This window comes from Micromonospora sp. WMMD964 (assembly GCF_029581455.1).
Lineage (GTDB): Bacteria > Actinomycetota > Actinomycetes > Mycobacteriales > Micromonosporaceae > Micromonospora.
Genome location: NZ_CP120860.1, coordinates 1,676,770 through 1,691,103 on the forward strand (window position 1 = coordinate 1,676,770; position 14,334 = coordinate 1,691,103).

The 14,334-nt window shown below is 71.4% G+C and carries 8 protein-coding genes; 5 read left to right on the forward strand and 3 right to left on the reverse strand.

Annotation, left to right across the window (positions count from 1 at the left end; translation table 11 throughout):
• Positions 1–8: 8 nt before the first annotated feature.
• Positions 9–755: an SDR family oxidoreductase gene (locus O7616_RS07895; RefSeq protein WP_282306225.1), complete on the reverse strand. Its 747-nt coding sequence runs from the start codon at positions 753–755 to the stop codon at positions 9–11.
• Between the two features lie 159 nt (positions 756–914).
• On the opposite strand from O7616_RS07895, the gene O7616_RS07900 reads away from it, so the two are divergent.
• From O7616_RS07900 to O7616_RS07920, 5 genes are read left to right on the forward strand one after another with little or no spacing between them, the layout of a single operon-like run.
• Positions 915–2,210 carry an extracellular solute-binding protein gene (locus O7616_RS07900; protein WP_282306226.1) on the forward strand — a complete coding sequence of 432 codons (1,296 nt, stop codon included), beginning with the start codon at positions 915–917 and terminating at the stop codon, positions 2,208–2,210.
• 1 nt (position 2,211) lies between these two features.
• Positions 2,212–3,126 (forward strand): sugar ABC transporter permease, encoded by a 915-nt coding sequence (locus O7616_RS07905; protein ID WP_282306227.1) that lies wholly within the window; start codon positions 2,212–2,214, stop codon positions 3,124–3,126.
• Positions 3,126–3,947 (forward strand): carbohydrate ABC transporter permease, encoded by an 822-nt coding sequence (locus tag O7616_RS07910; protein ID WP_282306228.1) that lies wholly within the window; start codon positions 3,126–3,128, stop codon positions 3,945–3,947. Before O7616_RS07905 ends, O7616_RS07910 begins: the two co-directional genes overlap by 1 nt.
• Positions 3,944–6,031, forward strand: a complete 2,088-nt coding sequence (locus O7616_RS07915) for an alpha-galactosidase (RefSeq protein ID WP_282306229.1) — start codon at positions 3,944–3,946, stop codon at positions 6,029–6,031. Before O7616_RS07910 ends, O7616_RS07915 begins: the two co-directional genes overlap by 4 nt.
• A 46-nt stretch (positions 6,032–6,077) precedes the next feature.
• The gene (locus tag O7616_RS07920) at positions 6,078–8,351 is read left to right on the forward strand and encodes a glycoside hydrolase family 27 protein (protein WP_282306230.1); all 2,274 of its coding nucleotides are present in this window, start codon (positions 6,078–6,080) and stop codon (positions 8,349–8,351) included.
• Positions 8,352–8,491: 140 nt separating this feature from the next.
• Here O7616_RS07920 and O7616_RS07925 read toward each other — a convergent pair whose 3' ends face one another.
• Both O7616_RS07925 and O7616_RS07930 read right to left on the reverse strand, forming a co-directional pair.
• A complete protein-coding gene (locus tag O7616_RS07925; RefSeq protein ID WP_282306231.1) occupies positions 8,492–11,002 on the reverse strand; it encodes an AAA family ATPase in 2,511 nt (836 codons plus the stop codon).
• Between the two features lie 97 nt (positions 11,003–11,099).
• Complete coding sequence (locus tag O7616_RS07930; RefSeq protein WP_282306232.1) at positions 11,100–14,114, reverse strand: S8 family serine peptidase; 3,015 nt, start codon at positions 14,112–14,114, stop codon at positions 11,100–11,102.
• Between the last annotated feature and the right edge of the window lie 220 nt (positions 14,115–14,334).

Sequence of the window (14,334 nt, forward strand, 5' to 3'; positions counted from 1 at the left end):
TCGATCTCTCAGGCCGAGGCTTTCACCGCTGTCCAACCACCGTCCACCACGAGGCTCGCGCCGGTGACGTAGGCGGCGTCCGGTGAGGCGAGGAAGGCGACGGTCGAGGCCACCTCGTCCGGCGTGCCGAAGCGCTTCGCCACGGTCTCCGCGATGCTCTGCCGACGGTCCTCTTCGGAGACATCGTCCCAGGCGGCGGTGAGGATCGGCCCGGGCAGCACCGTGTTGACACGCACCTGCGGCCCGTACTCCACGGCGAGCTGGCGGCCGAGTGCGACAAGGCCACCCTTGGCGGCGGCGTACGCGGGCCGACCGGGCAACCCGACCAGGGCGTGCACCGAGGAGATCAGCACCACCGCGCCCGAGCGGGCCCGCAGGTCGTCCAGGCAGGCGCGGACGCCGAGGAAGGAGCCGGTGAGGCTGACGCCGAGCTGGTGGTCCCAGGACTGTCGGCTGGTTTCGTGCGCCGGGGCGACCTGCACGGCGTACGCGGTGCTGACCAGGATGTCGACCGGGCCGAGGCTTGTCCGGGCGGCCGACACCGCGGCTGCCCAGTCGTCCTCCTCGCTGACACTGCCCACTACGGACAGTGCTCGGTGGCCGGCGGCGGTCAGCTCGTCGGCCAGCGGAGCCGGATCGTGCACGTCGAGCAGCGCGACAGCCGCTCCCTCGGCGGCCAGTCGCCGGGCGATGGCGGCACCGATCCCACCCATGGCACCGGTGACCAGCGCGTTCTTGCCTTCAAGCCGGCGCATAGGCTGATCCACCTGACTCTCGCCTTGGTCTCATCTAATCATTAATTACGAAGATATCTTGACAGCCGCCAACGGCCGATGCAACCTTCTCGTCACAGCATTCACATGGACGACACATCGCGCCGTGACGCTCCGTGTCGTAGAGGAAGGGATACCTCCGTGAGCGACTTCGACCCCGGTCGCCGGCGATTCCTTGGTCACCTAGGGCTCGCCGGCCTGGGTGCACTCGGCGCCAGCTCGTTCCTCAGCGCGTGCGCCAGCTCCGCCAGCGGGCCGACGACGAGCGGCGGCTCGGGCGCGGTCACCATCCAGTCCAACCTCTCCTCGCCGCAGGCCAAGGCCGCGATGGAGAAGCTGATCGAGACCTTCAACGCGCAGGGCAAGGGCACGGCGAGCCTCAACACGATCGCCTCGGAGACCTTCCGGACCCAGCTCCCGACCTACCTGACCTCGGCGAACCCGCCGGACCTCTACACCTGGTACGCGGGCTCCGTCGCCAACGACTACGCCGGCAAGGACCTGTTGCTGGACGTCTCCGACGTCTGGAAGTCGCTGGGCGACTACCCCGAGTCGCTGCGCACCCTCTCCACCGCCGCCAGCGGCAAGCAGGTCTTCGTGCCGATGAACAACTACTGGTGGGGCTTCTTCTACCGCAAGTCCAACTTCGCCAAGTGGGGCGTGCAGGAGCCGAAGACCTGGACCGACTTCCTGGCGCTCTGCGAGACGCTGAAGAGCAAGGGCGTCCCGCCGATCGGCATCGGTCTCGGCGACACCCCATGGGTGGCCTCGGCCTGGTTCGACTACCTCGACATCCGGATCAACGGCGCGCCGTTCCACCGGGAGCTGCTCGCCGGCAAGCAGCGCTTCGACGACCCCAGGGTCAAGGCGGTCTTCACCCGCTGGCGCGAGGCCCTGCCCTACTTCGACCCCAAGGGCAAGGCGTACCCGTTCCAGGAGGCGACCACCGCCCTGCTGGCGGGCAAGACCGGCATGTTCCTGATCGGCACGTTCTTCGCCGACGCGGCACCGAAGGACGCCCTCGGTGACCTGGACTTCTTCCGGTTCCCGATCATCGACCCGGCGGTGCCGCTGGCCGAGGAGGCCCCGACCGACGGCTTCTTCGCCAGCGCGAAGACCGCCAACCCGACGGGCGCCAAGGCCCTGCTGACCTACCTCGCCGGGGTCGAGGCCCAGGAGGCGTACGTCAAGGCCAGCTCCGGCATCGTGCTGCCGGCCAACCCCAGGGCCAAGGCGTCCGACTCGCCGCTGGTGGCCAAGGGCAAGGCGATGCTCGGCGAGGCCAAGGAGCTGACCCAGTTCTTCAACCGGGACTCCAGCGACGCGCTCCAGCCGACCGCGGACACCGCGCTGACCAAGTTCATCGACAAGCCGGACCAGATCGACGCGATCCTGCGGGAGTGGCAGGCCGGCGCCGAAAAGGTCTTCAAGGGCTGACGTGACAGCAACGATCCCCACGACTTCGGTCACCCCCACCCGGCGGCGACGGTCGGCTCGACTGTCGCCGCTGCTGGTGGCGTTCGTCCTCGTACCGTTCGCGGTCGAGAGCATCTGGGTGTTCTGGCCTGCGCTACAGGGCTTCTGGTTCTCGCTGACCCGCTGGGACGGGATGTCGCCGCCCACCTTCGTCGGCGCGGACAACTACGTCGAGCTGGCCGGTGACGCCACCTTCCGGGGCGCGCTCGTCAACACGGTGATCTGGCTGGTGCTGTTCGGCGGCCTCTCCGTGCTGGGCGGGTTCGGCATGGCACTGGTCCTGCAGAAGGAGCGGCGCGGGGTCGGTTTCTACCGGGCCGCGCTGTTCACGCCCGTGGTGTTCTCGCTGGTGGTGACGGCGCTGGTCTGGCGGGTCTTCTACCAGCCCGACGGCATCGCGGACACGCTGCTGCGGGCCGTCGGCCTGGAACACCTGATCCGGCCCTGGTTGGCCGACCCGCAGACCGCCCTGTACGCGGTGATCCTGCCCGCCCTGTGGCGGCAGATCGGGTACGTGATGGTGCTGTTCCTGGCCGGGCTGAAGGCGATCGACCCGGCGCTGCACGAGGCCGCCCGGATGGACGGCGCGAACTCCTGGCAGCGCCTGCGGCACGTCACGATTCCCCAGCTCAAGGGGGTCAACGCGGTAGTGCTGTCGGTCATCGTGATCGACTCGCTGCGCTCGTTCGACATCGTCTGGTCGCTGACCAAGGGCGGTCCGTACCACTCGTCGGAGCTGCTCAGCACCTACATGTACTCGACGGCGTTCCAGAGCCTGCGGCTGGGTTACGCCTCCGCCATCGCCGTCGTCATCTTCGTGCTCGCGCTGGCCGTCATCCTCGGCTACCTGGTCCGCGCGTTCCGGGAGGAAGCGTGATGAACAAGCTCCGCACCGGGGCCTTCCACACCGGCATGATCCTGCTCTCGTTGCTCTGGCTGGGCCCGGTGCTCTGGGTGGTGGTGATGTCCACCCGATCCTTCGACGACATCGCCGCGCACGGCGTGGGCAGCCTGCCGCAGTCGTTCACCCTGGACACCTACCGGCAGGCGTGGACCGACGGCGGTGAGCTGCGCGCCCTGATCAACAGCATGCTGGTCACCGTCCCGTCGGTGGCGTTGAGCCTGGGGCTGGCCGCGATGGCCGCGTTCGCGCTGAGCCGCTTCCGGATCCCCGGTCGGCGCACCATCCTGCTGCTGATGCTCGCCGGCAACCTGCTGCCACCACAGATCCTGCTCATCCCGGTGGCCAAGTTCAGCGAGCTGACCGGCCTGTACGACACGCTCTGGGCGCTGATCACGGTGCAGGTCGGCTTCGGGCTCGGCTTCTACACGTTCGTCCTGCACGGCTTCATGCGGGACCTGCCCGGCGAGATCCAGGAAGCGGCGACGATCGACGGGGCGGGCACCGCGCAGATCTTCACCAGGGTGATGCTGCCGCTGACCCGGCCCGCGCTGGCCGCCCTGGGGGCGCTCTCCTTCACCTGGATCTTCAACGACCTCCTGTGGGCGATCACCGTGCTGCGTACCGACGACAACATGCCGGTCACCCCGGCGCTCCTGGCCCTTCAGGGGCAGTTCGTCTCCTCCTGGAACGTCATCGCCGCCGGTACGGTCATCGCGGCCGTACCCACCGTCGCGGTCTTCCTGCGCTTCCAGCGGCACTTCGTCTCCGGCCTGGCCCTGGGAGCGGTCAAGTGACCGCCGCGACCGGGCAGCGCTGGACGCTGCGCGGCGCGCACACCGAGTACACGGTGGCAGTGCCCGCGCACGGCCGCTGGGTGGAGCTTGTCGCGTGGGGCCCGCACGGCGTCTCGGACGGCCCGTCGCCGGTCGCCTACGACGGCCCGGTGCCGTTCCTCACCCCGGGCGACGCGGCCCCCATCGAGTACGCGACCGACGCCGACCGGCCGTTCAGCGGCTCCGACCTGGTGGTGGAGACCTCGAACGGGCAGCGCCGGGTGGGCTTCGTGCACACCGCCCAGCGGGTCGACGCCGACCAGCGGGAGTTGGCCGTCGACTTCGCCGACCCGGTGACCGGGCTGCGGGCCACCGTGCACTACCGGGTGCCCGCCGGCACCGACGTCGTGCAGCGGTGGGTCGAGCTGACCAACGACGGGTCCGGGTCACTGCGGGTGCTGCGGGCCTTCTCGGGCGGCTTCAGCGTGCCGACGCCACATGCTGCGCTGATCAGCCACCAGTGGGGGCAGTGGGCGCAGGAGTTCCAGCTCTCCCACATCGAGTTGGGCCACGGCACCTTCAGCATCGGCAGCTCTCAGGGCGTACCCGGGCATCTGCACGTGCCCTGGCTGGCCGTGCGGGACACCGCGGACCCGGCCGGCTCGGCGTGGGGGATGGGGTTGGCGTGGACCGGCTCGTGGGAGATCAGCGCGGAGCGGGACACCGGTGGCCTGACCCGGGTCCGGGTCGGCCGCCACCTGGTCGACGGCCCGTTGGAGCTGGCCCCCGGCGAGGCGCTGACCCTGCCGGTGGTCACCGGCGCGTACAGCCCCGACGGCCTGGACGGGCTGGCCCGGGTCTGGCACACCCACCAGCGGTTGCTCGCCGCCGAGCGGCTCACCCCGCGTCCGGTGCTCTACAACTCCTGGGAGGCCACCTACTTCACGGTCGAGGCGCAGAGTCAGCTCGCACTGGCTCGGATCGCCGCCGAGCTGGGCGTGGAGACGTTCGTGGTGGACGACGGTTGGTTCGTCGGCCGCAACGACGACACCGCCGGGCTCGGTGACTGGACGCCCGATCCGGCGAAGTTCCCGGCCGGGTTCGACGCGTTCATCGCCGACGTCCGCGCCCTCGGGTTGAACTTCGGCCTCTGGGTCGAGCCGGAGTGCGTCAACCCGAAGTCGACCCTCTACGCCGAACACCCGGAGTGGGTCTACTCCGTCGACGGTCGACCCCTCACCCCGGTCCGCAACCAGTACCTGCTCGACCTGGGCCGACCCGAGGTCGCCGAGTTCGTCCACTCCACGGTTGACGGCCTGCTCCGCCGGTACGACATCGACTACCTGAAGTGGGACTTCAACCGGCCGCGTACCGAGCCGGGCCGTCCCGGCGGGGTCGCCCCGCTCGACCTGGACGGCGCGCACGTCGCCAACCTGCACCGGATCTACGAGCGGTTGCGCCGGGACCACCCCGGCGTGCTGATCGAGGCCTGCGCGGGCGGTGGCGCACGCACCGACCTGGCGATGGCGGCCCGAGCCGACGTCTTCTGGCCCAGCGACAACACCGGCCCGCTGGACCGGCTCGCCATCCAGTACGGCTTCCTGCACGCCAACGCCCCGCACCTGCTCAGCTCCTGGGTCACCGACGCGCCCGGTCTGTTCGACACCCGACCGCGCTCGCTGGCGTTCCGGTTCGTCCTCGCGATGGCCGGAGTGCTCGGCATCGGCGCGGACATCCGGGCCTGGACCCCGGACGAACGCGCCGAGGCCGCCGACTGGATCGCCCGGTACAAGGAGATCCGGGACGTCGTCACGCACGGCGAGGTGCACCTGATCGGTGGCCCCGACCAGGCGCGCTGCGCGGTGCAGTACACCGCGCCGGACGAGAACCAGGTGGTCGTGCTGGCCTGGCACACCGGCCGGCTCGACGGCGCCGGACTGCTTCCGTCCCGCCCGGTGCGGCTGCCGCTGCGCGGCCTCGACCCGGCAGCGCATTACTCGCACGGCGACCGGCACTACTCCGGCAGCCACCTCGCCGACGTCGGCCTGCCCGTGCACTGGAGCGCGACCCACGACGCCGACCTCATCGTGCTGACCCGCGACTGAGGCCGGAGCACCACCGCCCCCACCCCCGAGGGACAGGAGTACCTCCATGCGCCTGATCCGACCGCTGACCGCGACCCTGGCCGTGCTCGGCCTGGGCCTGGTCAGCCCCATGCCGGCGATGGCCGGCCCACCCCAGGCGGGTCCACCGCCGGCCGGCCCCTCTCCCGCCGGTCCACCGCAGGCAGCCCTCTCGCCCGGCGGCCCGACGCAGGCCGGTCATGGGCCCGGTCGTCCCGGCCACGCCCCGGCCGACACCGGCGCGGAGGACCAGGGCGCGCCCACCTACTTCAACAGCGGGCTCGCTCCGACGCCCTACCAGGGCTGGAACACCTACTTCGGTCTCGGTGGCGACCCCACCGAGGCAGAAGTGCGGTCCGTCACCGACTTCATGGTCCACAGTGGCCTGCGCGACGCCGGCTACACCTACGTCTGGATCGACGGCAACTGGGCCGCGCCCACCCCACGCAACGAGGCCGGTCAGCTCGTCGCCGACCCGGCCCGCTTCCCCGGTGGGATGGCCGCGCTGGCCGCGTACATCCACAGCAAGGGGATGAAGGCCGGCATCTACACCGACGCCGGCCCCTACCTGCCGGGGCAGTGCGGGCTCGGCAGCAACGGCCACTACCAGGCGGACATCGCCCAGTTCGCCGGCTGGGGCTTCGACGCGCTCAAGGCCGACTGGCTGTGTGGGCGGGCCGCCGGTCTCGACCCGGAGGCCACCTTCCGTGAGCTGGCCGAGGCGGTACGCCAGTCACCGCGACCGATGCTGCTCAACATCTGCAACCCGGTCAGCTCCGACTGGGGTGGCGGCCCGTACCCGCCGGAGCAGCTCTCCACCTGGAGCTACACGTACGCACCCACCATCGCCGACTCCTGGCGGACGTACACCGACGTGGGGCTCACGGACCCGACCCCGCAGTGGGCGTACCCGTGGGTGCTGCGCAACATGGACGTCAACGCGTACCACCCGGCGGCCACCGGACCGGGGCACTACAACGACCCGGACTACCTGCTGCCGATGCGCCCGCTGCCCGGCGGCGGGTACGAGTTGAGCCTGGAGGAGTCCAAGACCCAACTCGGCATGTGGGCCATCATGGCCGCACCGCTGGTGATCGGCTCCGACCCGCGCGGCCTGCCGAAGGAGATGATCTCGGCGCTGACCAACCCGGAGATCATCGCCGTGGATCAGGACCCACTGGTCCGACAGGGCGTCAAGGTCGCCGACACCGGCACCGATGCGCAGGTCTGGAGCAAGGTGCTGAACGGCTCCGGCAAGCGGGCCGTCGCGCTGCTCAACCGGCACGACACCGCACAGCGGATCACCGTGAACTTCGCCGACGTCGCGCTCGGCGGCGCGGTCCGCGTCCGTGACCTCTGGTCCCGCGCCGACGTGGACGCCCAGCCCGGCAGCGCCGGAGTCCAGCCGTTCACCGGCTCGTACACCGTCGAGGTGCCGGCGCACGGGGTGGCCATGCTCCGCCTGACCGGCACCGACCAGGTCGCCGGCGCCGACCTCGGCGGCACCGCGAGCGCCAGCCCGGCGCTGGTCCGGGTCGACGACACGCACGCCACCGCCTTCGTCCGCGACGCTTCCGGTGCGCTGGCCGTCAACACCCGCACCGGTACGACGTGGGGAACCCACTGGACCTCGCTCGGCGGCCCGGTCAACGGGCGGATCCTCGGCCAACCGACCGCGTACGCCTCCGCCGGTGGTCGGCTCGACGTCTTCGTCCGTGGCACCGACAACGCGGCCTGGCAGCGCAGCTACACCGCCGGCAGGTGGGGACCGTGGCGCAGCCTCGGTGGCACGCTGACCGACGCGCCGACTGTCGCCTGGACCAGCCCGACCCAGTGGACGCTCGTCGGTCGTGGTGCCGACGGCAAGCTCTGGACGCGTACCCCGAGCACCGGCTGGACCGGCGTCGGAGCCCCGGAGAACCGACCGTTCTACGGTCGGCCGAGTGCCGTCGTCGACGACGCCGGTGTCCTGCACGTGGCCGTCCGCAGCCGCACCGACGAGGTGTGGTGGAGCAGCCGCACCGGCACCACCTGGTCGGCCTGGACCAACCTGGGCGGCACCACCAACGGCAGCCCGACCCTGCTCGCCACCTCCGGCCGGGTCTACCTGTTCTCGCTGGCCGCCGACAACCGGCTCTGGCAACGCAACCTGACCGACGGTGCCTGGGGCGGCTGGTTCCGACGCGGCGAGTTCGCCACCGACGCGTTCCGGGGTGCGCCCGGAGCCGCCGCCGGTGCCGACGGCAGTGCCTGGCTGGCGGTACGCGGGGTGGACAACCGGGTACACCAGGTCGTCCTCTGATCCACAGTGGCGGGCCGTCGACCGGCGGCCCGCCACTGCACTCGTCGTTCTCTGCTCGGCGTCGTCGTCTTCCCCCCGTCGTTCTCGGCTTCGCGTCGGGCCCGGTCCCGCCGTCGTTCTCGGCTCCGCGGTGGATCGGCTCAGGCTGGGACGAGTTCCCGGCAGCGGCGTAGCGCGGCCAGCGCGAGCGGCGCGTCGCGGCCCGCGATCCCGGCCTCCAACTCGGCGACCGCGCCAGCCGCCCGCGCCGGTTCACCCGCTGCGGCTGCCGCCTCGGCCAGCACCAGCACCGCCTCGGCGGCCCACGCCAGGATGCCCTTCCCGCGTACCAGGGCCAACGCGTCCGCAGCGTGCCCGACGGCCTCGTCCGGCCTGTCGACGAGCAGCAGCCGGGCCAGCGCCGTGAGTGCCTGCACCAGCGGCCAGATCGCGCCGACCCGACGGGCGTCGGCCACCACCTCCCGCAACGCCCGCGCGGCGGCCTCCACGTCGTCCCGGCTCCCGGCGCTGCCGTGTCCCTCGGCGGCGCTGCCGTGTCCCTCGGCGGCGCTGCCGTGTCCCTCGGCGGTGCCGTGGCTTTCGGTGTCGGCGGTGAGCGCCAGCACGGTGGCCAGTTCGGTCCGCGCGTAGAGCAGGATGACCGGCATCCGCTCGGCGGTGGCCACCAGCCGGGCGAGCCGGTCGGCGAGCCCGTCGAGCTTCCCGGCGGCCCGGTTCAGCGACAACTCGGTCGCCTCCACCAGGGCGGTCAACCGCTCGTACCCGGTCTCGTCGACCAACGCCCGCCCGGCCGCCAGCAGCGCCCCGGCCTGCTCCGGATGCCCGGCGTGCAACGCGCCCTGTGCCCAGTTCAGGCAGGCCCGGGCATGCTCCCGGGGCCGCTCGGCCAGCTCGGCGGACGCGCGCAGTTCGCTGATGATCGACCAGGCCGTCGGGTCGCCCGACTCCAGCAGCAGCGACGCGCGGGCGATGCGGACCGCGAGGTGCGCCGCCGGGTCGCCGCTGGTGGTCGCGGCGGTCTCGGCCTCCGCGCACCGGGCCAGGTGGTCGTCGACGTGCCGGCCGACGACGGTGTCCGGGGCCGCCAGCACCGCGAGCGCCGGGGCCCTGCGACGCGGTGCACGCAGGTACGGCACCGCCCGCTCGATCTCGGTGTACCCACGCAGCTCCTCGCCCTGTTGACGCAGCATCCGCCCAAGCACGAGGCCCAGCTCCCCCCGGGCGCCGGGTGGCAACCGCCGGTCGGCGAGCAGTCGTTCCAGCACCGGGATCGCCTCCGCCTGGCTGAGCCCGTCGATCGCCGACCGACCCAGCTTCGCGGCGAGCCGCACCCGTACCGGTCGGGGCAGCTCGGCGACGTCCATCGTCTGGAGCAGGAAGGCGGCGGCGGTCGCGTCGTCGCCGCGCTCGGTGGCCAGGTCGGCGGCGGCCTCGGCGTTGCGGACGAAGTCGGCTCCGCTGCCGGCCAGCCGGTAGTGGTGCGCGAGCTGGGCGACGGGCCTCGGCAACTCCTGCTCCAGCACCCGTGCGACCCGCAGGTGCAGCCACTCGCGGTTCTGCCGGGGAACCAGGTCGTACACCACCTGTCTGGCCAGGTCGTGACGGAACCGTAGGCCGTCCCCGCCGTCGTGCAGCAGGCCCGCCCGGTGGGCGGCGGTCAACGCCGCGCCGACGGTCACCCGGTCCAGGCTGAGCGCCGAGGCGAGAATGCGCTGGTCCGGTGCCATCCCCAGGACGGCGGCGGCCCCGAGCACCTCCCGGGTGCCCTCGTCGAGTGGGCGCAGCCGCCAGAGCAGCACGTCCCGCAGGACGAACGGGACGCTGTCGTCGGCCAGCGGGTCACCGCCGCGCTCGGCGAGCGTACGCAGCACCTCCTCCACCACGAACGGGATGCCGGCGGTCCGGTCGAGCAGGGTGGCGGTGAGTTGCTGTGGTGGATCGTCGAGCCGCAGGGTGCGGGCGGCCAGTCGGCGTACGTCCTCGGCGTCCAGTGGGCCGAGGGGAACCCGGGTGACGCTCCACGGGGGAGTCCGGGCCAAGGCGTCGTGGATGGGCGTACTACCTCCGGGAGCGGCAGTGCGGGCGGTCAGCACCACGGCCAGTCCGTCGACCGGGTGGGTGGCCAGGTAGCCGAGGAATTCACAGGTAGCCGGGTCGGCCCAGTGCAGGTCTTCGAGGAGCAGCGTGGCGGGGCTCAACGCGGCGAGCACCGCGGCGACGGCCCGGAGCAGCCGGTGTCGTTCGGCCGCCGGATCGGTCAGCGGGGGCGGCGCGGGCGGCAGCGCATCGGCCAGTTCGGGCAGCAGCGGGGCGAGGGCGCCGGCGACCGGGCTCACCGCGCCGAGTCGGTCGGCGCTGCCCCGGATCGCGTCCAGCAGCACGCCGAGCGGGAACGGCTCCGGTACGTCGTCGCACTCGCCGATCAGGCGGTGCCCGGGAAGTCCGGCGAGCAGCTCGGCGACCAGCCGGCTCTTGCCGATCCCGGGCTCACCCTCCAGCAGGATCAGGCACGGTGGGGCTTCGACGAGCCGGCGTAGCCGGGTCAGTTCGGACGCTCGACCGACGAACTCGACGGGTCCACGCAGGCGTTCGGGGCGGACGAGAGTTGGGCTCCCGCCGCCCCGCGTCTTGTCATCGTCGCCGTCGATCACCGTGCGCCGAGCAGATCACCTCTGCGGTTTCGGCCGGTCATCCGGCGGACCGGCGGTGACCTGGGTCACACGCCGGTCCGCCGGGTCGGGGGAGCGGTCAGGACTGGATGGTGACCGGCACGGTCTTCAGCGAGCCGTCACCGTTGCGGAACTCCACCACGCCGACGTAGCGCTGCCCCGGGGCGAGGCCGGACCAGCGCACCGTCAGGTTCGCCGTCGCGCCCGGCTGCACGGAACGCTGCTTCGGGTCGACGGTGAACCGGCCGGTGGAGGTGCCCGGCGCCCCCGGCAGGTAACTGGTGATGGTGTACGCGTTGGCGCCGTCCGTGATGTTCTCGGTGAACTCCTGCTCGACCACCACGATGTAGTCACCGGCACCGTCCGGCAGGGCCACCTTCGCGCCGATCCGGGTGCTGGCCGTGGCGGTGACGAACTTCCCGGTCTTGTCGTAGACGTTGAGGCTGAACTCGGTGCACTCCATCACGCCCTCCTCGTCCTCCCAGTCGATGTGGGAGCAGGTGGGCCGTGCCGACGTCACGTGGATCTCCGGACTACGGGTGCCCGCCGGTACGTGCAGCGTGGTCCTGCTGATCGACGCGGGCAGCGGCACCGGCAGGTTGTTCGAGGTGCTCCAGTCCCAGCTCGGCCCGTCGCCCGTCAGGGTCACCGCGGTGCTGGTGCCCGAGGTCAGGCCGGAGACCTGGGAGATCAGCTGCCCCTTGTAGCCGATCTCGGCGGGGATCCGGACACTGCCGAAGGTGCCCTTGCCGGTGATGGCGTCGGGTGCGACCAGTCCGGAGTTGTGCACGACCAGCGGGCTGCGTACCTCGTGCTTGAACTGGTCGCGCCAGGTCAGCGAGCCGTCGGCCCAGGTGTCGAACGCGCCGCCGGTGTTGGTGACCTCGACCGTGAAGCGGGCGGTCTGGCCGGGACGGATCTGCATCTTCGCCGGGGTGACCTTGACCTTGTAGCCCGGCGGGGCCTGCACCGACGAGGTGTAAGTGCTGGTCCTGTCGCTGACGTTGGTGACCGTACGGGTCACGCTCTGCTTGCCCACCATCCGGCCGAGTGCGATCGACGGGTAGTTGAGCTGGGCGGTGTCGATCGCGCCGATCGTGTCGCAGCCCTCCAGGTCGGCGAGCCCGTAGTCGCTGCCCCGGTCGGCGGACACCCCGCACAGGTACTTGATCCAGTCCTGCTGGTCGGAGTCGTAGACCAGGCCCGGGTCGAAGGCGCTACCCGGCTCCACCTGGCCGGCACCGTAGTTCAGCGGGGTCGCGTCGTACGTGCCGATCTTGATCGGGTTGCCCTTGTCGGTCTTGTCGACGGCGCTGGTCATCAGCGCCGATCGGACTGCGGCCGGCGACCAGCCGGGGTGCTTGGCCAGCAGCAGCGCGGCGATACCGGCGATGTGCGGTGCCGCCATCGAGGTGCCCGACTCCAGGGCGAAGTCGTTTCCGCCGATGGACGGGGAGAACGCGGCGACGATGTCCTGACCGGGCGCGCTGATGTCCGGCTTGAGCAGTTCACCGGCGTTCAGGTTCGACGGCCCCGCCGAGGAGAACGCCGCGACGGCGGGGGCCTCGACGGTCTCCAGGCTGCTCGGTGAGATGGTGGCCGTGGCGTTGCCAGTGGCGACGTACGCGGTGACGGTGGCCAGGTCGACCTCGTTGATGTGCACGGTCGGCACCGTCTGCACGTCGGCGTTGAGGGAGTTGAGTTCCTCGTTGTACAGCACCATGCCGACGCCGCCGGCCCGTGCCACCTCGATGCTCTTGTCGGTACGGGGGATCTCGCCGCGCAGGCAGAGCACGATCGCGCCCTTGACCTTGGCCGGGTCCAACGTGTCGTCGGCGCACAGACCGGCACCGTAGGCGCCGTCGGGGTCGAGCGCGCTGTCCTTGGCGAAGACCAGTCGGGCCGGGCCGACACCGGTCTCGCCCATGCCCACACCGGCGATGGTCGTGCCGTTGCCTAGAGTGAGCTTCCGGGTGTTCTGCCGGTCGGTGGTGCTCGCGGCGACAGTGGTCAGCCAGGGCGTCGAGTTGTCGACAGTGTTGGCGAACGGCCCGGAGTTACCTGCTGCGGCGGCGACGAACACCCCGGCGGCGGCGGCGTTGAAGAACGTCGCGTCGACAGCGCCGAACTGCTCGGTGTCGTCACCGATCGAGTAGTTGATCACGTCGACACCGTCGGCGACCGCGTCGTCGATGGCGTGCACGATGTCGATGTCGGTGCCGGTCGCGCCACCCGCACCGTTGTCGTGCAGCGCCTTGTAGATCGCAAGCCGGGCAGCCGGTGCCATGCCGGAGATCAGGCCCAGGTCCTGGGTGCCCGACGTCGCCCGTACGCCATGGTTGCCGGCCGCGGTGCTGGCGGTGTGGGTGCCATGGCCGTTGCGGTCACGGGGCGACGAGTAGTCGTCCGGGAACGCGTCGGCGATGCCGCTGTCGTTATACCAGCGGGCGCCGATCACCTTGTTGTTGCAGGTGACCGGTGCCTCGACACCGACGTCGCAGGTGCCCTTCCACTTGGCGTCGATGATCGCCTGGTCGGGGCGAGGGCTGGGCAGCGGCGCGAAGCTCGCGCTCTCCGGCCAGTAGCCACTGTCGATGACCCCGATGATGACGCCCTCGCCCGCGCGAGAGTCCCCGCCGAACTCCTTGTTCCACACCCCGCCCTTGCCGGTCAGGCCCAGGTAGTCAGGGGTGTGCGAGGTCGTGGCGTGCACCGTGCGGCTCTCGTACACCGCCCGCACCCCGCGCGTGGCGCGCAGCCGGGCGGCCTGCGGCCCGGTCAGGTCGGCGGCGAAGCCGTTGAACGCGGTCTCCATGGTGACGCGGGTGCGCTCGGCCGGCACGCCGACGCGGTCCAGCACGGAGGTACGCTGCTGGCTCAGGTGATCGCGGTACGCCTTGGCGCTGCCCGACGTGCGGTTCAGCTTCGCGCCGTCGGTGGGCTTGGTCGCCGCGATGCCCGGAACACCACCGGTGTACGTGGCCAGCGGCTCCTCGTCGAGCTGGACGAGGTAACGGGCGGTGGGTCCGCTGCTCGCCGGTGCGGCGGCGGCGCTGCCGGGCAAGCTGGTCAGACCGGCCGCGGTCAGCGCCACGGCAGCCAGCATGCTGACCCCGCGCCTGGCCCGTCCGGTCCGATGTGCGTTCGGTTGTGGCACGTCGTTTGCCTCCACGTTCGGTGCCGGCCGTCACGACTGATGACGGTGGCCGAAACCTAGGAGCGGTACTGATCATCGAGAAGCACCCGTAACCTGGCGGTAACTTCGGAAACAAGCTCGTAACACAACGGGTACTTTGCACGTCATTTGGGAGCTG

What these genes read in the sequence shown, in the direction of transcription:
- O7616_RS07895 (WP_282306225.1), bottom strand. Translation starts at nt 755, where the DNA reads ATGCGCCGGCTTGAAGGCAAGAACGCGCTGGTCACCGGTGCCATGGGT.
- O7616_RS07920 (WP_282306230.1), top strand. Translation starts at nt 6,078, where the DNA reads ATGCGCCTGATCCGACCGCTGACCGCGACCCTGGCCGTGCTCGGCCTG.
- O7616_RS07910 (WP_282306228.1), top strand. Translation starts at nt 3,126, where the DNA reads ATGAACAAGCTCCGCACCGGGGCCTTCCACACCGGCATGATCCTGCTC.